The sequence below is a fragment of the Opitutales bacterium genome (assembly GCA_013215165.1).
In the GTDB taxonomy this organism is placed as follows: Bacteria; Verrucomicrobiota; Verrucomicrobiia; order Opitutales; family JABSRG01; genus JABSRG01.
On the sequence record JABSRG010000027.1, the window covers coordinates 1 to 21,011 of the forward strand.

The 21,011-nt window shown below is 50.8% G+C and carries 16 protein-coding genes; 9 read left to right on the forward strand and 7 right to left on the reverse strand.

Annotation, left to right across the window (positions count from 1 at the left end; genetic code table 11):
- The 4 genes from HRU10_07325 to HRU10_07340 all read right to left on the reverse strand — a co-directional run.
- Positions 1-334: hypothetical protein (locus HRU10_07325; GenBank protein ID NRA27042.1), on the reverse strand; the 334-nt coding region annotated here is incomplete at its 3' end.
- A 351-nt stretch (positions 335-685) separates the two neighbouring features.
- Positions 686-991, reverse strand: coding sequence for a hypothetical protein (locus HRU10_07330; GenBank protein ID NRA27043.1), 306 nt, complete (start codon positions 989-991; stop codon positions 686-688).
- A 50-nt stretch (positions 992-1,041) separates the two neighbouring features.
- Positions 1,042-1,854, reverse strand: coding sequence for a class I SAM-dependent methyltransferase (locus HRU10_07335; GenBank protein NRA27044.1), 813 nt, complete (start codon positions 1,852-1,854; stop codon positions 1,042-1,044).
- A gap of 385 nt (positions 1,855-2,239) precedes the next feature.
- A complete protein-coding gene (locus HRU10_07340) occupies positions 2,240-2,782 on the reverse strand; it encodes a hypothetical protein (GenBank protein NRA27045.1) in 543 nt (180 codons plus the stop codon).
- Between the two features lie 572 nt (positions 2,783-3,354).
- Here HRU10_07340 and HRU10_07345 point away from each other — a divergent pair.
- Positions 3,355-3,657 (forward strand): tyrosine-type recombinase/integrase, encoded by a 303-nt coding sequence (locus HRU10_07345; GenBank protein ID NRA27046.1) that lies wholly within the window; start codon positions 3,355-3,357, stop codon positions 3,655-3,657.
- A gap of 42 nt (positions 3,658-3,699) precedes the next feature.
- Here HRU10_07345 and HRU10_07350 read toward each other — a convergent pair whose 3' ends face one another.
- Together HRU10_07350 and HRU10_07355 are read right to left on the reverse strand one after the other, a co-directional pair.
- Positions 3,700-5,490, reverse strand: coding sequence for a chloride channel protein (locus HRU10_07350; protein NRA27047.1), 1,791 nt, complete (start codon positions 5,488-5,490; stop codon positions 3,700-3,702).
- A 3-nt stretch (positions 5,491-5,493) separates the two neighbouring features.
- Positions 5,494-5,862, reverse strand: coding sequence for a hypothetical protein (locus tag HRU10_07355; protein ID NRA27048.1), 369 nt, complete (start codon positions 5,860-5,862; stop codon positions 5,494-5,496).
- 637 nt (positions 5,863-6,499) lie between these two features.
- Between HRU10_07355 and HRU10_07360 the strand changes: the two genes are divergently transcribed.
- From HRU10_07360 to HRU10_07395, 8 genes are all read left to right on the forward strand, one after another.
- A complete protein-coding gene (locus tag HRU10_07360; protein NRA27049.1) occupies positions 6,500-8,200 on the forward strand; it encodes an iron ABC transporter permease in 1,701 nt (566 codons plus the stop codon).
- Positions 8,201-8,286: 86 nt separating this feature from the next.
- Positions 8,287-9,927, forward strand: coding sequence for a peptide ABC transporter substrate-binding protein (locus tag HRU10_07365; protein ID NRA27050.1), 1,641 nt, complete (start codon positions 8,287-8,289; stop codon positions 9,925-9,927).
- 146 nt (positions 9,928-10,073) lie between these two features.
- Entirely contained in the window at positions 10,074-10,994 is a 921-nt protein-coding gene (locus tag HRU10_07370) for an ABC transporter permease (protein ID NRA27051.1), read from the forward strand.
- A gap of 9 nt (positions 10,995-11,003) precedes the next feature.
- A complete protein-coding gene (locus HRU10_07375) occupies positions 11,004-12,083 on the forward strand; it encodes an ABC transporter permease subunit (GenBank protein ID NRA27052.1) in 1,080 nt (359 codons plus the stop codon).
- Positions 12,084-12,229: 146 nt separating this feature from the next.
- Positions 12,230-14,374: a RecQ family ATP-dependent DNA helicase gene (locus HRU10_07380; GenBank protein NRA27053.1), complete on the forward strand. Its 2,145-nt coding sequence runs from the start codon at positions 12,230-12,232 to the stop codon at positions 14,372-14,374.
- 611 nt (positions 14,375-14,985) lie between these two features.
- A complete protein-coding gene (locus HRU10_07385; GenBank protein ID NRA27054.1) occupies positions 14,986-15,159 on the forward strand; it encodes a hypothetical protein in 174 nt (57 codons plus the stop codon).
- A 31-nt stretch (positions 15,160-15,190) separates the two neighbouring features.
- Complete coding sequence (locus tag HRU10_07390; GenBank protein NRA27055.1) at positions 15,191-17,938, forward strand: PAS domain S-box protein; 2,748 nt, start codon at positions 15,191-15,193, stop codon at positions 17,936-17,938.
- A 305-nt stretch (positions 17,939-18,243) separates the two neighbouring features.
- The gene (locus tag HRU10_07395; protein ID NRA27056.1) at positions 18,244-19,728 is read left to right on the forward strand and encodes a phytoene desaturase; all 1,485 of its coding nucleotides are present in this window, start codon (positions 18,244-18,246) and stop codon (positions 19,726-19,728) included.
- A 114-nt stretch (positions 19,729-19,842) separates the two neighbouring features.
- Here HRU10_07395 and HRU10_07400 read toward each other — a convergent pair whose 3' ends face one another.
- On the reverse strand, positions 19,843-20,877 hold the full coding sequence (locus HRU10_07400; protein ID NRA27057.1) for a polyprenyl synthetase family protein: 1,035 nt from the start codon (positions 20,875-20,877) through the stop codon (positions 19,843-19,845).
- Between the last annotated feature and the right edge of the window lie 134 nt (positions 20,878-21,011).

The following is a 21,011-nucleotide window of genomic DNA, read 5'->3' on the forward strand; positions in this document are numbered from 1 at the left end:
GGGCTAAGATTTCTTTCTCTTTCTGTAGCGCAGAGTGTTCGCCCGTTGGGTCAATCCCAGAGTCGATTCGACTCACTAGAGCGATTCTTTCATTCAGAACTTTGATGGCGTAGCAGATTCTTAATTCTTCTGTTACTTCGTCACTTTGCATGAGCCATTTGAGCCTGAGCTGTGAATTGATTGCAGCAGCTCGGATTTCCTCTTCTTTTGATGAGTCAACTGGATTGTAGCCTGCGGCAAACTCTTGCGAAATGATACGCTTCGCTAGGTCATCCGCAGTCTCAGCGGAAAGAAACGAAACGGAGAGTAAGATTAGTAAGGTGATTCGTTTCATTCTTTTTGCACAACAGTTAATATTATATCAACGAATCGTCCTGATATCTCCGGGGATTCATGTTGGTTGGGGTGATGAGATGGAAGTGGTTGAACATGATGTGTTTGGTTGTGTGCCTCGCGTGCGCGGGTTAATAGTTTTTAAAAGTACTTTGGTATATTGGGGCGAGGAAAAAGATAGTGGGTTGAGGCCTTTTAGGAAAGAGTCCACTTCGATCGGGAGGGGCTGTGTTGCTACGCATAGGCTGTGGCTAGTTGGGGTTTCTGGCATTTGGATCTATCCGCTAATGGACGCGAATTAACGCTAATTTTTCCTGCTTTCTTCATGCCGTGAGGATTTCGCCCAAATCATCTATATTTCGACTGATTCCCAGAATCGCCGATGATTGGTCTGTTGCTGGCCAAACTGTATCGCGATTGAGCTACTTGTGAACGAATTGTCATTCGGTATATTCTTTGTGCCTCTGTGTCTTGAGCGAAGCGGGCGTGAGGTGATTGCTGTTTGAGCGTGGATTTCTGGAATGAGTATAGATTCTTTCTCGTTGGCTATCGTGTTCTCTTCTACGATCTCTCCAGTGGAATTTAAAACGCATAGGGCATGCGTAGCGTTTCCAAGATCGAGGCCGAGGGTGTAGGTGTCTTTGTTAGCGTTTTCCATGATGAGAAGGGATCAGATTCTGTGCCGCCTTCTCATTCATTCTTGTTCGGCTATTCCTTTCTGGCCCAGAGTATGGCTCTACCACAACCATATTCATAAGGCTCACCATCGGTGGATTTGAATTCGCCTAAGATGACGAAGCCCGACTTCTTAAGCATTTCACGAATGTCAATGGCGCTGCTAGTGTGAGTGTACACATCAAACCACTCAGAATCGAGTGTTTCGCCATCAGGCATGGTGGCGCTCACCTGCTTCTTTGCGTGCCATATTCTAGCCTTTTTGTCGTAATCAACAACTTGGATCATCGACTTAATGACAGTGCCATCATCACATCTCCCTTTGGGGGATTTCCAAGGTCGTGGTTCTGGGTCGATCTTACACCAAGAATCGGGTAATTCTCCATCCATATTGTCGTTCTCAATATAGAGATACCCGCCTTTCTGGAGAGAGCTCCACGATTTAGATACCATCGCTAGATGCTCCTCTTGGCTCCCGAGTTGCCAAAAGCAATTGGCTGCAAGAATTACGGCTGAATAGCCTATGGGCCAAGACTCGTCTACGACATTTTGGCAAACCAATTGATACTTCGGTGGTCTATCAAATGTGGCTCTGTAAATCCTTTCCTGCGCACGCCTCAGCATGCAGGAAGAATAGTCGAGTCCATGCACCTCATAGCCTTCGCTAAGAAGTGGGGTGAGTATTCGACCAGAGCCGCAGAACGGCTCAAGAATTCGGGTGCACCCCTTGCCTTTGAGTAGTTCAACTATGAATTGGACGTCATTGGTATAGCTGTCACTCTTGTCGTATAGTTCACATGAATACGTTTCTAATCGATTGTCGCCAATCGGGTTGTTTATGCTCATCTATGTTTCCTGAATGTATGTTGATTGGATGTAGTGGTGCGAAGAAGTGTTTCATGATGTAGTCCTCCATAATTTGTGGTTGTGGTCTACTCGGTGTGAAGCCGAACGTAGAGCTCTGGCGCGCCGTTAGACGTTGTCCAGAAGCGACTGGTTCTGGTTTTTTTAACTACTTATCGATGCGTAATTCGCTTGCATTATCGTTCTTCGCTTTTTGTCCACAAATACTCGAAAAGGTTGTCGAAATACTCTACTAAGTCTGGTTCATCTGACAAAAAAACACTCGCTTTCCCCCTAGGGACTGCGTGATCCCAGCCAAACAAAACTTCTTTTGGTCGATCATCTCTATATTCGACAATCGTGAACTCCGTAAATTTGACGTCGGCCTTCAACTCTTTTGCGGTGTAAGCAGTCCCAAGATTAGCGTCTTTGAATAAAAAAAACGATGCTCTCGTATCTTCATTATACCTGGGGTCAAGATGTCGCGGTAAGTTAGTCTGCTATTCTTTAATGGATCTAACACACTGGAAATATAATCCTTATACCAAGGTTGCTCCATGTATTCATTTTTCACCTGAGGAATTTGGTCCATAGCACACACGCAAGTGTTTCGAATACGAATCATCTCTGTAACTCGACTAGTGAAATATTCAAGTGCCGATTTCGGTGACGAGAAAACGCGCATTCGAGAGCCATGCAGTTCTTCTTTATAACGGGTAGCTATATCAGAAAGTCGTTTTTCGTTTGAAGTTACAAAAAAGTGAATTTGAACAAAAACTGAAATAAATGTAATCAGTGCAATTAGGCCGATAGCAAGTGCTACATTATTACCGCCGACTGCCTCTTTAATAAAGGAGGCGATTATCACAATAGTGGCACAAGTCGCTACTATTATTGTGCTTAAGTGTTTTCTCCAGATAGGCTCATTCATATTTATTTTTCAGAACAGTTAATATTATATCAATGAATAATCCTGATAATTCTGGGGATTCATGTTGGTTGGGATGGCGAGATGGAAGTGGCTGAACATCATGTGCTTGGTTGTGTGCTTCGCGTGCGCGGATGGATAGCTTTTAAAAGTACTTTGGTATATTGGGGCGAGGAAAAAGATAGTGGGTTGAGGCCTTTGGGGTAAGAGTCCGCTTGGATAGGAATGCGCGGGATTGCGACGGGTCAGTAGTGGCTAGTTGGGGTTTCTGGCATTTGGGTCTATCCGCTAATGAACGCGAATTAACGCTAAGTTTTCCTGCTATCTTCATACCGTGAGAATTCAGCCCAAATCATCCATATTTCGACTAATTTAATTGGTCTGTTGCTGGCCAAACTATACCGCAATTGAGCTACTTATGAACTAATTGTCATTCGGTATATTCTTTGCGCCTCTGTGTCTTGAGCGAAGCGGGCGTGAGGTGATTGCTGTTTGAGCACAGATCTTCCAGAAGGGATCGATCTATCTTCGTTGGATACAGTGGTTTCTCTAAAGGAATTTAAAACACAGAAGGCGTGCGGCTGCGCGTGAAGGATCTGGACTTGGAACGAGGGCAGATTCAGGTGCGTCGGCGTCACCACATCCACCCAGATGTCTACTTGAATCAATTCCGCCCTGCGAAAGAACGCGCGGGGATTTCTAAGCGTGTCACCACCCACGTATTGCGGCACTGTTTTGCGACACATCTCTTGGAGCAGGGAACGGATATCCGAACGGTGCAGGACTTATTGGGACACAAGGACATCTGCACGACGCAAGTCTATCTGCATGTGATGGCGAAACCTGGCGCAGCATTGCCCACTCCGTTGGCGGCGTGAGGCGCAGCGAAGGTTCCGCTCATTTATTTCAGCCGATAGCGTCTACTCTCCTCGTTCGATCTGGTCCTCTATCGCATTTTGCTGCCTGGCCACGTCGTGCAATGTCACAATCCCAATTAGGCGCTCGGGGTCTGACTGACTGACTACGGGCACCTGCATCTTATCCTGGACCACAAGGGTGTTCGCCACGTCTCGGATCGATTGGTCTGGATGCACATACACCAGTTGCTGATCGGCAATGAAATCTGCCACGGTGACTTCAGACTGCTTCTGCCAGGCGTCACGTAACTCATGATATGTGATCATCCCCACCAAACGATTTAGGCCATCCTCGTTCAGCCGGATCACCGGATAGGCATGATGTTTCTTTTCGCACACCGCTTCAAATGCGGCGGTCATCGTTTGATCTCCGGCAACGCATACCAGCTCATAGGTGGTAATGGTCGTGACCGGTAAGTTGCGCCAGTCTTTGTCACCCCGATAAGTCGGCAGTTTCTTTAAACTCACGCGATCCTGCACAAGCAATGCATCGTAGATCGAGAGGCCTTGGAGTCGCCGCGCTAGGAAATAGGCGATCATGTTCCCAGCCATAAGCGGAAGAATCAGCGAATAATTTTGAGTCATCTCAAAGATGATCAGAATCGACGTCATTGGGCAGCGGATCACTGCGGCGAAAAAAGCGCCCATCCCTAACAAGGCGCAGGCGTCGGCAATTCGTGAATCGAAACCCACGACCTCGACCAGAGCCACCCCGAAAATCCCGCCCAACATGCTTCCCAAAAATAGAACCGGTGCAAAAATACCGCCCGTTCCGCCCGCTGCATAACAAAACAGTGTGGCGATAAATTTCCCCACAAACAAGATGACCATTACCCAGAAAGTCAGACTGCCCTGAAGCGACGCATTCAGATCCTGATACCCTACCCCGAAGACACCCAGATGCTGCTGTTGTAGAATGAAGAAAACACTCGTTCCAATCAGCCCCACCCCCAAGCCACCGACAGCCGGCTTGAGCCAGGGCGGCAACGTCCATTCCTTAAAGCGCTGCCGCAGCGCGAGTATGGACTTCACGAATAGGGTTCCAAGCAGGGCAGCAACAAGCCCGAGCGGAATGCTCACCAGCATCCACGTATCGATTTCAAACACCGCCGTATCGACTTGCAATACGGCAGCTTCGCCGAGAAAGGTGCGCTCCACTGCGGCAGCAACTACCACGGCCACCACCAGCCCACCCAGGGCTTTGCTAGAGAAATCCCCCAACAGCTCTTCAAACACAAAGAAGATGGCAGCCAACGGAGTATCGAAGGCGGCGGCAATCCCCGCCCCCATGCCCACCGGCACCATGGCCTTGAGACGCATTTTAGCGAGGCCCATCGTTTGACCGATCTTTGCCGCGATCGCACTGCAGATATGCGCTGTCGGCCCTTCACGGCCCACACTGTTGCCCATACCCACTGAGATGGTACAGGTTAGGAAACGGAACAGGCCGTCCTTAATCCGAATCATCCCGAAATGATTATGATAAGCCTCTTTCGTCTGAGGTATGCCCGAGCCCGCCGCCCGTGGAGCAAATCTATGGATTACGATTCCAACGACGAGCCCACCGAGAGCCGGTGCGAACAAAAGCACCCACCAGGCGGGACGATGCCCACTATCCGGACGGAAAAACAATTCGTAGATAAATCCGATCGCATAGTGCAACGCTACCCCAGTGAGTCCACAGGCGACACCGGCAACGATGCAGAGGATAAGAAATCGCTCTGAGTCGCTGAATTTCAACCGAAGCCACGAAGACACTTTAGCCCAAAAACCTGACACGCGCTCCTCGCTCATGGATCACTTCCCTCGTGGCCCAGCCTGCTCCCGCATAAAGCGCGGCTCCTCGGACGATTCATACTCCGGGGTCGCACTGTCGATCTTCCATAATAGGTAACTGAGCACGATCGAAAAGGCGATGACGCTGTAGCTGACGATCTTACGAAAACGCTCACGAGGGAACCACGCCTCTTCTTTCTTCGCCACGGTCCCGATTAGGATAAATGGGATAATCCATACGATCCACCAAGGGATCCCCACACTCCCGAATGCACTCCGAATAAATCCAGCACCTGAGTAGCCCAAAATAGCCGTCGCGAAGAGCAAGGAAAACACCATGCTACGACCCGATAGCCCCTTCCAGAGAAACCTTAGCGTGAACGGATTCATAAACGATCCAGTAACTCAAAGGGAAATTTCGATGTCAACCGCGCTCAAGGGAAGTGAAATGCGTGCGTCTTGCATCCGAGAATCGAAGCATGAACAAGGATCCGCTAATACACGCGAATGAACGCGAATATTTTAATCCGGATTATGCGATCGTAGCGAGCTAGGAGGTGCGAGATGTTGATGCGAAAGGGATTGAAGAAGCATGAATGCCCACCCGTTTAGTGCGTCGAAGGTTTCTGCAAGACTTTGTAGAGCAGCAGATTGTGCCTCAGTTGCCGCGACCTATTGCATAATATGGGTTTGAGTAGATCCAGGGATATCATATCCCCGGGAATCATTGAAATCCATGGACTGGTCCTCATCGTCGCGACGCCAGTTACGTCGAATCGCCCCAACTTTTTTTCGAGAAACCTACTTTGGACAAAACAATACTCAGACAAAAATTAGCGTTCATTCGCGTCTATTAGCGGAAGACAAAATACTCACTGTGCTTTGAGGCAGTCCACATCGTAATCGATTCAAGACTAAAGCAGCGATTGGGTGCTGCAGCTACACAGGCCAACCGAGCCGTTTCACCACAAGCCAGAAGGCTTTTCAATAGTGACAAAATTGCATTGCGACTCCTAGCTCATCAGCCATGCGATCTGCTGGAGCTTATGGATTGATGGGGCTGGTCTTAGCCTTCTTGGGGCTATTTTTCATCTATCCTATTTTCGAGGTTATCAAAGATGCCTTTGTTGATACGTCTGGGGCCTTTTCAGTCGCTTACTTCAAAGAAATTTTCGCGGACCCACTCTACCGTGCTGGTCTGATGAACGCCTTCAAACTGGCCTGTGCTTCGACTCTGTTAACATTCCTCATTGCAACGCCGATGGCCTGGGCCAGCAGCCGGTATGCATTTTGGGGTAAAAGCTTTTTTGGCCTGCTCATTCTACTGCCGATCATGCTGCCGCCGTTCGTCGGGGCAATCGGGGTGAAGCACATTCTCGGACAATATGGAGCGCTCAATTCCCTGCTTCAAAGCATCGGGGTGCTCGCCGAGGGACATACCATAGACTGGTTGGGCGCCCAAAGATTTTGGGGCATTGTCGTCCTCAATGCTCTAAGCTTATACCCCATTCTCTATCTCAATCAGCTGGCGGCATTTTCCAACATCGACACATCGCTGGACGATGCAGCGGCGAATCTCGGATGTAGCGGATGGCAAAAATTTTGGCGCGTGCATGTGCCCCTCGCGCGCTCGGGTATGTTTGCGGGTGGCACAATCGTCTTCATCTGGACCTTCACCGAACTGGGTGTTCCGCTCATCTTTGATTATCGCGTAGTGACGCCAGTCCAAATTTTCGACGGACTTAAAGACATGGGAAGCAGCCCGCTCCCCTATGCCTTGGTTACTATTCTTTTTGTTATCACAACCCTCCTCTACTTACTCGGCAAGGGGACATTGGGAAAAGCACGTTACGCTATGATGGCAAAAGCTTCCAGCCAAGTGACGGAAACGCGGTTATCCAAGGCGGCGCAGGCTCTGTGCGTAACTGGCTTCAGTTTGGTGACGGCCCTTGCCTTGCTGCCGCATATTGGCGTCATCTTCATCGCATTCTCAAGCGATTGGTATGGGAGCATTTTTCCAACCGGATGGACCTTACAGAATTTCGAACTCGCGCTGGGACACCGACTCACGTTGGCGTCCATCCAAAATAGCCTCATCTATTCACTCTTAGCGATCGCACTCAATGTGGCGATTGGGCTCATTGTTGGGTTTCTGGTCGTTCGGACGCGCGTGCCGGGACGCGCGTTCCTCGATGCGCTCACCATGCTGCCCTTGGCAGTGCCAGGCATCGTCGTGGCTTTTGGTTACCTTGCCATGACTCAACACGGCGACTTCTTTTCCTTTCTCAATCCACCCGACGCGCCCAACCCCATTGTTCTGCTGATCATTGCCTATGCGGTGCGGAAATTACCGTTCGTGGTGCGCTCTGTGGTAGCAGGACTGGAGCAGACCAGTGAAACCTATGAAGAAGCCGCCATGAGCCTGGGAGCTACCCGATTACGCGCGTTGCTGCTCGTCACCTTCCCGCTCATCACGGCGAGTATTTTAGCTGGTGCTCTTCTGGCTTTCTCCCAATCCATGCTCGAAGTGTCTGACTCACTGATTCTCGCCTCCAAACAAGAACACTATCCGATCACCAAAGCCATCTACGACCTGCTCGGCTTTTTGGGAGATGGTAAATTCATAGCCTCAGCTCTGGGGGTCTGGGCCATGGTCCTGCTTGCTCTTGCTATCGGCGGAGCAAGTGTTCTGCTGGGTAGGAAACTTGGTGCTGTTTTTCGAATCTAAGCTTCAAACGACAGCTCGGCTTGAATCCAAGCAACTCACCCACTTACTTCGCTTTCTCACGACCCCTATACATTTTTTATTACATCATGCTCCCACGTCTCCGCGCCCTACTCGCACTCACGCTCATTCCCTTTCTTACCCATTGCGGCGGGCCCTCGGGCGATGATTTGGATTCAGGACGTAAGACCAAAGCCGATGAGGCGGCAGCAACGGGCATTTTACTACGCGGGAATGGTAACGAGCCCCAGGGGCTTGATCCTCACGTCGTCACGGGAGTGCCGGAAAACAAGATCATCTCAGCCCTGATGGAGGGTTTGATCTCCTACCACCCGACGGACGACAACGAGCCAGAACCGGGTGTCGCAGAACGCTGGGAATCGAATGAAGATGGGTCGAAGTGGACATTTTATCTGAGAAAGGACGCGCTCTGGAGCAATGGTGATCCAGTGACAGCAAAGGATTTCGTCTACTCATGGAACCGCATGTTGCATCCAGTTTTCGGGGCCAAATACGCGGATATGCTCTACATTTTAGAAAATGGTGCAGCTTATCATCAGGAGCGGGTCAAAGACTTCTCTGAGGTGGGCGTAAAAGCTCTTGATGCCCACACCCTGGAAGTGACTCTTAATGGGCCGACACCTTATTTTTTATCCAAGCTCAAGCACTACAGCTGGTTTCCGGTGCATCCCGAAACGATCGAAAAATTCGGTGGCATGCTGGAACTCGATAGCGCTTGGACTCGGGAAAACTATGTGGGTAACGGCCCCTTCGTCCTGGCAGAATGGACCCCCGACGAAATTATCCGCGTGGCAAAGAGCCCAACCTATTGGGACAGCGAAACCGTTCAGCTCAACGAGATCCATTTTTTTCCTATTACACAGCTGAATACCGAAGAGCGTGCCTTCGCTGCTGGCGAGCTCCACACGACCGATAAAATACCGCCGGAAAAAATCTCAGTCTACCTCGATGAAAATCCAGAACTCATCCATCTGGACCCTTGGCTTGGCGTCTATTTCTATCGTTTCAATATCGAGCGGCCCCCGTTTGATGACGTGCGGGTGCGACGCGCTTTGGCAATGACGATTGATCGCGAGGTGATCGTGCGACGCATTTCCCAAGGGGGCGAGCAACCGGCCGACGGATTCACTCCTCCGGGCATTAAGGGGTATGAACCGCCACGCCTGATACCCTACGATCCAGAGGCCGCACGCGCCCTGCTTGCCGAAGCTGGTTATGCCGGTGGCGAGGGATGGCCCGAGGGTGTGGAAATCCTCTTCAATACTCTCGAATCCCATCGCGACATCGCCACGGCCATTCAGTCTATGTGGGAGACTGAGCTTGGTATCCAAGTCGGGATTCTGAATCAGGAGTGGAAAGTTTATATCAACAGTCAGCAGACCCTAGATTACAGCGTTTCCCGAGCCGGTTGGATCGGAGACTACATGGATCCGACCACATTCCTCAGCATGTGGACCACGGGTAATGGCAACAACAACACGGGCTGGTCCAATGCCGAATTCGACCGTCTTATCCTCGAGGATGCTGTCGCAGAGACAGACTTGGAACGACGTTTAGAGATCCTTCACCGCGCCGAAACAATTTTACTGAACGAGGCTCCCGTCGCACCGATCTACTGGTATACACGCAAATACCTGCGCGACCCACGCCTGAAGGGCTTCTACCCCAAGCTCCTCGACAACCGCCCTTACAAATATTTGCACTTCTAGTTTTATATGCACGGTCTTGTTCCTACGCCTTGTGAAATCGTCGCGCTCTTTGCGGAGGTTCAGGATTGTGCAAAAGGAGACATCCAAGGAACGGGGACAGAGCCCCATCCTTCAGCTAAATTGAAAAAATTGCCCACACATCACCCATGAGCTCCTTCATCTTCAGTCGTATCCTTCAGGCGATACCGGTGGTGCTGATTATTATTACGCTGACGTTTTTTATGGTGCGCTTGGCGCCGGGTGGACCCTTTGATCAAGAGCGAGCGATTTCTGAGTCGGCTAAAGAGGCAATCAATAAGCAGTATGGTTTGGACAAGCCACTCATTATCCAATTTGGCAACTATCTAAAAGGTGTCTTCCAGGGTGATCTCGGTCCGTCCCTCTCTTCTCCCGGTCGCAAGGTTCAAGATATCATCGCCGATAAATTTCCTAATTCACTTCAACTCGGACTCTATTCCTTGCTGTTTGCCATTTGTGTGGGCGTGCCTGCCGGGTTGATCGCCAGCCTGAAGCAAAACAGTTGGCTCGACTATATTCCGATGACTTCGGCAATGATCGGGATTTGCCTCCCCACCTTCGTTATTGGTCCGGTGTTGTCCCTCATATTTGGCGTCTGGCTAGGCTGGTTACCCGTCCTGGGTTGGTCAGGTGGCGCGGAATACAAAGTCTTACCGACAGTCACGCTGGGCCTTGCCTATGCAGCCTACATTGCTCGATTAACCCGTGGCGGCATGCTCGAAATTTTGGGCCAGGACTACATTCGCACGGCTTGGGCAAAAGGTGCCTCGACATTCTCAGTCGTCTTCAAACACGCCTTCCGTGGCGGCATCATGCCGGTAGTCTCGTTTCTGGGGCCTGCTTTGGCAGGGCTTATATCCGGTTCCTTCGTGGTAGAGACCATTTTTGTGATTCCGGGTTTAGGCCAGGAGTTTGTAAAATCTGCGCTCAATCGGGACTACTTTTTGGTGCTGGGAACCGTTCTCTTTTACCAAGTGCTGATTATTTCTGTAAACATAGCGGTCGACGTCGCAGTCGTCTGGCTCTATCCACGAGCAAAGTTCGACTAAGCGATGGGGATGACTTCCAAACACGAAAAAGCAGCGACGCTGGAATCGGTCGCCCTAGCCCAACCTACCTCCCTAGCTCAGGATGCTTGGCACCGACTACTCAAAAATAAGGCGGCATTCATTGGGCTAATCACTTTCATGGGCATCGCTTTATTTTGCCTTGTGGGCCCATTTCTAACGCCCTACTCCGAACGCGAGCAAGAACCTTCCCTGGGCAGCTCCGCTCCTATGGCGAAGATCATCAAAAGCGAGGGGATCCGCGGTGGGCGCGAGCGCGTTGAATACACATCTGAGACGGACTTGATACGGCGTGCTCGTTTGGACTCCTCTCTCGATGCCGAGGCAATCTTAACCGCCTTAAAGACCGAAGAGAACTTCGTCCAAAACGGCTTTACCTACACCATCGCCGACCGTGTCCACATCCTAGGCACTGATAGCCTCGGGCGCGATTTGCTGACCCGTATCATGACCGGTGGACGTATTTCGCTGATGGTGGGTTTTCTGGCAACCGCTGTCTCGTTAATCATCGGTGTCCTTTATGGTGCCACTGCTGGCTATATCGGAGGCCGGGTAGATGCTGTCATGATGCGGATCGTCGACATTCTCTATGCCCTGCCATTCACGATTTTTGTCGTCCTTCTCATGGTGCTCTTCGGCAGACATATATGGCTGCTCTTTCTCGCTATTGGCGCTGTCGAGTGGCTCACCATGGCTCGCATCGTCCGCGGTCAGGTGGTGTCACTCAAGCGCCAAGAGTTCATCGAAGCTGCGGTGGCCATGGGGCAAAAACAACGCGTAATCATCACCCGGCACATCATTCCCAATGTTCTGGGCGTAGTCATCGTGTATTCCACACTCACCGTGCCATCCGTCATCATGCTTGAGTCCTTCCTGAGTTTTCTTGGTCTGGGTGTCCAACCGCCCGCGTCATCCTGGGGCACCCTCATTAAAGATGGCGCAGAGAGCATGGAAGTCTTCCCCTGGCAACTACTCTACCCCGCTGCGTTTTTCTCAACAACGCTGCTCGCTTTGAATTTTCTGGGAGATGGCCTTCGTGACGCCCTCGACCCGAAGAATAGTCCACGCTGAGTTATTGTTCTTGTCAGCGAGCCGCTCACTTGTCTCGCCGAGCGTAGTTTTGGGCCGAGCCAATAATGCATCCCCAATAGGCAGTAAACAAATTTTCAGTTATTTCTGCTTGATTTAAACTGCTCAAGCAGTCGAATCCTTCGGGCATGGCAGGGTCGAGTTTGGATAAAATACTTCAGGAAAGATTCCAACTAGAGGCTTTCCGCGAGGGACAGCGGGAAATCATCGATTCGATCACTTCGGGTCACGATACGCTGGCAGTGATGCCCACCGGGGGCGGCAAATCGCTCTGTTATCAACTCCCGATCATGGCGATGGACGGTGTGGGCATCGTCATTTCGCCTCTGATCTCTCTGATGCAAGATCAGCTCGATAGCCTGACTCGCCGAGGCATCCCCGCCGCCATGATCAATTCGACGGTTCCCGTCGCGGAACAGCGGCGTATTTTGGATGAACTGAAAACGGGGTCGATCAAACTACTCTATATCGCACCCGAGCGCTTCCGCCAAAAGTCCTTCGTCGAGGTACTTCAATCAGTGCCGATCAGTCTGTTCGCCATCGATGAAGCGCATTGCCTCTCTCAATGGGGACATGATTTTCGGCCGGATTATCTCTTTCTGGGCAAGGCATTGGCTGCCCTTCCCAAACGTCCGACAGTCGCCGCGTTCACAGCTACTGCGACTCCAGAAGTGCGGGACGACATCCTCGTACACCTCGGAATTGATGATCCGCAGGTTTTTGTATCAGGATTCTCTAGGAAAAACCTTTCCTTACGTGTCGTGCCGACTGGTGGCAAAGGAGACAAGTTACGCTCACTCGACAAACTCATCGTCGAGAACCGCACCGGCATCATCTACTGTGCGACACGCAAGCGCGTCGAGGAAGTCGCTGAACATCTAGAGGAGTGGAGCACGCCTCACGTCGCGTACCATGCTGGCATGAGCGATGATGAACGGAAAAACGCACAAGAGCTCTTCATGCAGGGAAAAGTGGATGTTGCCGTGGCGACCAACGCCTTTGGCATGGGTATCGACCGCTCAGACATCCGCTTCGTCGCCCACTACGAAATACCCGGAAGCCTTGAGGCCTACTATCAAGAAGTCGGCCGTGCCGGTCGCGATGGTCAGGATTCAGTTTGCGAGCTTTATTACAATTATGCCGACAAGCGCACTCAGGAGTTCTTTATCGATGGGAACAACCCGACTCCCGAGTTTATCCGCGAGCTCTATGGCCTACTCCATGAGCTTAAAAACGAACGCCACGAGATTACCGCTACTCTCGCAGATATGACCGAAGCACTCGGAGGGCGAAGCGTCGGCATGGCACTCAACTCTGCGATCTCTTTCCTTCGACGTCAGTCTATCATCGAGCGTTATGATATTCCGGGAAGTCGCAGCCGAGGCACGCGCCTACTTCGTCCTTTCGAGGCTCCCGAGGCGCTTCAACTCGATGAAAGTGCCTTGAGAGACAAACGTCTGAGGGACGAAGCCAAGCTCGAAACCATACTTCGATTCGCGACAAGCAACCAATGTCGACAGACTTTCATCCTCCACTACTTCGGAGAACGGGACTGTGAAGACTGCGGAACCTGTGATCGCTGCAGCAATCGGACAATCGACCTGAGTGCACGCAGCACCTTGAGCCAAGATCAAAGCCTAATACTCCGCAAAGCGCTGAGCGGCATAGCACGCGCATCCTATCGCCTCGATCAACACCGATGGCGCGCCCGTTTCGGCAAGGGTAAAATCATCCGCATGCTGATGGGCTCCAACTCCGCAGATCTCGCCGAGAGCGGCCTGAGCGAACAATCCACCTTTGGTCTTCTTTCAGAGCTATCGCAACCATTCATCAAACAGCTTTTCGATGAAATCGAACGACTCGGGATGGCTGTTCCTGAATCAAAGGATCCGAAATTTCCCATGCTCACGCTTTCCGAATTGGGCAGCCGCGTCATGTTGGGAGAAGCGCCCCCGAACATGCTTTGGCCTTCAATACGCTCAAAAAAGGGACCTGTTTCAGCGAAAGAGTCCCCTGAGAATGTGCTCAATTCAGACGACCATGCTCTCTATGAAAGGCTTCGAGAAATTCGTCTCGCCCTGTCGAAAGCAAAGCGACGGCCACTCCCATCCATCTTCAGTAATGCCACCTTGGTCGAACTCGCACTCAAAAAACCAATGACGCGCGATGATGCGATCGATCTTCCTGGCATCGGTCCTTACAAAGCCAAGACGATGCTGCCCCCTTTTCTTGAACAGATTCAACAGCATGCAGCGCTCGAGGCGAGCAAGTAGTTAAACCCGGATTCTGTGTCCACGTCGGGCTCAACTTCATTTTACATCTGTATATATCTGAGAAATCTTTGCTCATTTCTAAGACCCACAGCGCGACCTCAGATTACACGGATGGGCACAGATGTGTTTTGTCTGGGCACTGGGCAATTTCTTACGACGTAGAAGTTTTCCCACATTTTGGGATGGCATCGAACGTGTTATATGCAATTTGGCCAAAGTTCTTTGATTTTGATCGGAGAACCTATCTGAAACACAGGCAGGTCGATCCTCCGAACGCAGACGGTTTGCCAAAACGCCTTTACCTTTTAAATCCGAGTAATCAATGGTCTTTTTGTTAGGGGCAAATCGCCTGGACACCTTGCCGTTCGAGTAAGTTTGGTTTGAAGCATATTTTCGCCACGGGGAACAATCGACGAACATCGAAATGTTACCGGGTTAAGACATCAGAACCCTTTAGTAACGAAAATAGAGCCGGGCGAAACCCAAAACACCCGGCTCTATTCTCGTATTATCTCTCCGAAGAGAGCAGATAAGTAAGTTACTCCAATGTTAACCCATACATTCCTGTTACATTTCGGATTTTAGCATCGCTTGTGCCAAGCAGTAGAAACTTGCCAAAACTGCGTCTTTTACCCGAGCGACTGCTCAATTTTTGGGGACGTAGCCGAGTTTTATGGGTGCATGCACTACAAGCCGCCATCGCCATCCCGGCACTGGGCATACTGGGTTTCCCTCAGCCCGACAACGCTCGACCCATTACGCAACACACGCGGATGCAACAGTGACCAGGGCTCCTGGTCTCTGAAACCGTGCGATTTGGACCAATTGGCAGAAATTCTGGATGAAGAAACCGACCATAGATCCGCGGCTATATTTAGCGGCGACGCATCCAAAATACTCAATGAAATCAAAAGCTTTCGGGCTGGATTTCCCTACGTATCCCTAGTGGTCATTACTGAGGGCTTATCTGAAGTGGATCAGTTGCAACTGCTCGACAAAGGAGCCGACTATTGTGTCGACGCCACCCATCCAAATAGCGGCATGGGGCTCTTAAGCGCCTATCTAGATCGCGCTCTCAAATACCGCAGAAATTCTGAAGCACGCGAAGCGGCTGAAACCGCATTGCATAATGCTGCAAGTGAGGTCGCCACTACTGCAGCTGAGACATTCGTGCGGATGATCACCGACCACCTAGCCAATACCCTACAAATCGAGATCGCCATGGTGGGCCGCATCGGTGAGTCGTCCCAAAAATCACTCAAACATATTCAGCAGCGCACCTTGGCGCTGAAAACCACTGCCGTTTCGATCCGAGGTTTCTCCTCGATGAATACAGAGATCCCATTGGCAGACAGTCCCTTCCAGAAAATTTATGAGGACGCCGAATCGCTATTTGTAAAAGACGATTTGGAAAGAGCCTTTCCGAGCGATCTCTATATCCAGCAAACCGGAGCGAAGAGCTTTTTTGGCATCCCCCTCCGTGACTCGCGCAAACAAGTCGTCGGTATTATAGCAGTGATGGATACCAAGCCGATGCGGAACCGACGTCTCATCGAGTCGACCATTCAAATTTTCGCTTCGCGTATCGCCAACGAGATTGAACGATCAAAGGTCAATGAAGAGCTGAAAGCCCAAGCAAGTATTCTCCAGCAGATCAATGAGGGCGTGTTCACTGCCAACTTGGACGGTACGATCACAAACTGGAACCCGCAGGCAGAGAAGCTCTTTGGCTACACCTCGAATGAACTCGTGGGTGCCTCTCTGCGTAACATCATGGCAGATTCTAGCCATGCAGAGATGCGACAAAAGATCATCGCGCCCGTGCTCGTAAGCAGCTTCCATCAAACTGAGATTAGGCTGAAGCATCGGAGTGGTAGAGAGATTTATTGCCTGTCTAACATATCTCTGGAGAAGAATAGTCGCGGGAACATCGTGGGCATCATCTTCTGCTGCACCGACATTACTGAAAAGAAGCTCGCCGAGGCGCGTGAACGACGGGCGCAACAGCGTCTCGCCTTCCATATAAACCGCGCTCCCCTAGCCTTCATCGAATGGGATACGGATTTCAAAATTACAGCCTGGAACCCAGCCGCTGAAAAACTCTTTGGATACCAAGCCAAGGAAGTGGTGGGCGAAGACTTTGACATTCTTGATAATGATCAGCCCAAAAGTCGTAGTTTATTCCCAGCAGGGAACCGCCTTGAACAGTTACGGACCCGAAGTAAGCACATTACCGAAAACCGATCAAAGGACGGCCGACGCATTACCTGCGAATGGATGAACACACCGCTGATCGACGAGAATAAGACCATCATCGGATTCGCGTCTTTAGTTCAGGATATCACTGCACGCGTGGAAAGTGAACGCTCGATGCGACGCGCCAAGGAGGCTGCCGAGGCGGCAAATCGCTTGAAAAACGACTTTCTGGCGGTGATGAGTCACGAAATACGCACCCCGCTCAATTCGATTATCGGTTTCACCGACCTGCTTCATTCCATTGAGGAAGACCCCCAGAAAACTGAGAGTCTCGAGGCAATCCATTCGAATAGTCATGAACTCTTGCAGCTTATCGAGAGCGTCCTCACCTATTCACGGATCGAGTCCGGAGAAGTTGAAACTCACTATAGCGAAATGGATTTAGTCGCTCTGGTTTTTGAGCTCTCGGAGAGTTTTGGGCAAAAAGCCCAAGAAAAGGGAATTACCCTAGAGTTTGAGGCAGATGATTCTCTCCCCGAATTGGTTCACCATTGCTGGGATCATCTCCGCACGATCATCGACAAGATTCTCGACAATGCGATCAAGTTTACTGACTCGGGTCAGATCCGTGTGTTCATAAAGGGAGAGCCAAAGATTACAGGCTCTGATTGGCATTTCACGATTGGCGTAGAAGACACCGGCATTGGGATCTCTCAGGAAAAGATGGAGAGCCTTTTTCAGGTTTTCTCTCAGGCAGACGGAACAGCAACACGCAAACATGAGGGGATCGGACTCGGTTTAGCCATCTGTCGTAGGCTCTGCGATCTGATCAATGCCTCGGTGAGCCTAGAATCCGAAGACGGAGAGGGCAGTATCTTCCTTATCAGCTTTAACGCTGCTGTCCCTGATAATCTACCGCCCCGCTCAACTGTAGATGAAATCACCCACATGGGTGATCAATATCCTCTCTCCATCTTGGTCGCAGAAGATGATGAAAACAATCAGATCCTTCTTGAGCGCCTCTTAAGGAAAATCGGTTACGCACCGGTGATCGTCTCAAATGGCGCCAAAGCTCTCGAGAAAATACATGAGCAAGCCTATGACCTCGTATTCATGGATATCAACATGCCACACATGAATGGCCTTGAGACAACTGAGTTCATGCGAAACAGCAAATTCGACAAGGTCGCGACAACCTATGTCTGCGCCATAACGGCCGAAGTCCATGCGGCAAACCGCAAGACATGTATGGATGCCGGAATGAACGATCACATCACCAAACCGATCTTTGCCGGCGCGCTCACCGAAGCTATTCAACGCGCCCACGCCCACAAAATCGCGTCGCCCCTCTTGCGAGCTAACTCATAATGTCGAACATACGCATAATCTAGTAAGAAGCAGTCTGGTTCCTCTGAGGTCTAACCCGAATTATGCAATAGATCGCGGCAACTGAGGCACAATTTGCTGCACGAGAAAATCTCGCAGAAACCTTCGACGCACCCAACCAATGCTAACGACCGCAAAGAGACCTTCGCATATACCTACATGCCACCAGATAGAGTCAGCGATTGGTATCATGTGAACAAGGCTTTCTGCTCATAGCCCTTATAACTGAGTTAAATTAGTCGCCACAGCTTCTTGCAAGTCGCAGATCACGCGCTTAGTTCCCCCCCATGATAGCGCCAAACAAAGAGCGAAATGTCGTGGTGATCGGAAGCGGATTCGGTGGGCTGGCCGCCGCGATTCGACAACAAGCTAAGGGCTACCAAACCACTATTTTGGAGATGCGAGACAAGCCAGGCGGCCGCGCTTATGTGTATGAAGATCAAGGCTTTGTCTTTGATGCTGGGCCAACTATCGTAACCATCCCTTTCATTTTCGAGGAGCTGTTTGAAGTAGCAGGGCGCAAGCTAGAAGACTACGTCACCATCGTTCCCTGCGACCCCTACTATCGTATCTATTTCGATGACGGCCGCATATTTGATTACCGGGGTGAGCAAGAAGCCATCGAAGCAGAGATTGCGAAATTCAATCCAAACGACGTCGAGGGATATCGCCGCTTCCTCAAATACAGTGAGGATATCTTTGGGCGTGCGTTTACAGACTTAGCCGACCATTCGTTCCATTCCATCTGGGAAATGGTGAAGGTCGCCCCAGATCTCATCAAACTGCGTGCTGACAAATCAGTCTTCTCCAAAGTCGGTGAATTCATCAAGGACCCCAATCTTCGCCAGGTCTTCTCATTTGAACCCCTGCTGATCGGCGGAAATCCTCTAGAGTCGAGCGCAATCTACGCCATGATCCATTACTTGGAGAAGACTTGGGGTGTGCACTTCGCAATGGGTGGTACTGGAGCCCTAGTGAATGGCCTTGTAAAACTATTCCAAGATCTGGGCGGCACGATCGAACTCAACGCTCGTGTATCCGATATCGTAGTCGACAAAGGTGCAGTTTCCAGTGTGAAGACTGCAGATGGTCGCGACTTTGCAGCCGACATAGTCATTTCGAATGGCGATGTGGCCAATACCTACCGCAAGCTCATCGCACCACAACACCGTAAAAAATGGACTGACCGGCGCCTGGAAAAAATGCGCTATGCCATGAGCCTGTTCGTCGTTTATTTTGGGACCGACCGCACCTATGAGCACCTCCCGCATCACAGCATCGTCTTGGGGCCTCGGTATGAGGGGCTCTTGAAAGACATCTTCCATAACAAAATCGTTGCGGAAGATTTCTCGCTCTATCTTCACGCACCGACGCGCACCGACCCGTCCCTAGCTCCTAAAGGCTGTGAGAGCTTTTACGTCCTCAGCCCTGTGCCCCATCTTGGCGGCGGTCAGGATTGGGAAGATATTAAAGAAGCCTATTGCGACCGCATCTTCGAATCCCTTGAGCGTGAAGACCTCGTTCCAGACCTCCGCAAGCACCTGGTGACTAAACGGATATTCACTCCCAAGGATTTTGAAACAGACCTCGATGCCTATATGGGCACAGCCTTCCAATTTGAGCCCGTCCTGCTTCAGAGCGCCTATTTCCGACCGCACAATAAAAGCGAGGACGTTGATAACCTTTACTTCGTAGGTGCCGGCACGCACCCCGGAGCCGGCCTGCCAGGGGTCGTCTCGAGTGCCAAAGTCCTGGATAGGTTCATTCCCTAGTTTCAACATGCAGAACCCAAGCGAGATCTGAAAGATCTTTTGCGACGCTTGTTGTAGATCCAGTCCAAACGACAGCCCGAAGAATTGTCCATTCCCTCAATTAGACCCTGGACTCTATTCCACCATGCTCTGGACTTGGGTGGTTACCAAATCACAGATAAGATTCAGATAATCACTGGCGTAACGTCCGTCGTAGCGATTGAGAGCTATCTTCGCTGAAAGGATGTGAGCTTCGAACTCCTCGATGACGCCCGTCATGACCGCGTCGCATCGCAACGCGTCAAGAAATTCAGACTGGGCGCTATCGACACCTCTACGCGCATTATCGAAAAGACTGACAAAGCGTTCGTCTGAAAGTTGCTCTTTGAGCAGGATCATCGGCAGAGTCACCTTACCGCTACTGAGGTCCGTGCCCAGGGTTTTGCCAATTTTGGACTCTTGCCCGAAGAGATCAGCAAAATCATCAAAGATTTGATAAGCTACACCCAGGTGTTTCCCAAAATCCGATGCGGCTCGAACGTCGAGGTCTCCATACCCACCGAGCTCCGCTCCCAGAGCACATGCAGCTCGGAAGAGTTCAGCGGTTTTCAATTCGATGATACGATAATAGCCCGCTCGACTGATCTCAGGATTGCCACGCTGTAGGGTTTGGCTGATCTCACCCGAGCATACTTGCTGTGTAGCAGAAGCAACTAAGCGACACACCGCAACGGATGAGAATTCTGATGCAAGTTTCAATGCATGAGCAAAGAGCGTATCACCCAAAAGCACCGCCACAGCATTACCGTTTTTTTGGGCTACAGTTGCCTTTCGGTGCCGTAGTTCAGCGCTATCGAGGACATCATCATGTACCAAGGTTGCAACGTGGACCATTTCTACCACAGCCGCTGCTTTCACAAGCTCCCCGCTAATCTGCCCCTCGTGCGACATTCCCGTGTAGAACAGTAATATCGGGCGCAGCCGCTTTCCACTATTTGCAAGCGTGTAGGTAACTAACTCCCGGATCTCCGGCTCAAAATCATCTTTTTGAGATTCGAGCAGTCTAGACAATGTCTCCATCGCCGGAGCGATAGGAGCGTAGAGCTGGTCGAAACCTAACTTTTGAGCCCCTTTCGGAATGGCCTGAGCTGCTGCCGCCGGTAGTGTCATTTTCGGAAACGTATGTGGGGTCTTCGCAAATGCAAGGGAGATAGCCGCGTAGTTCGCAACACTGATAAGCTCTAGTAGTGATTGCTATGAGAGGAATCCATGCAGCCTGTGGATATCGTTTGCACTTTCGCAAA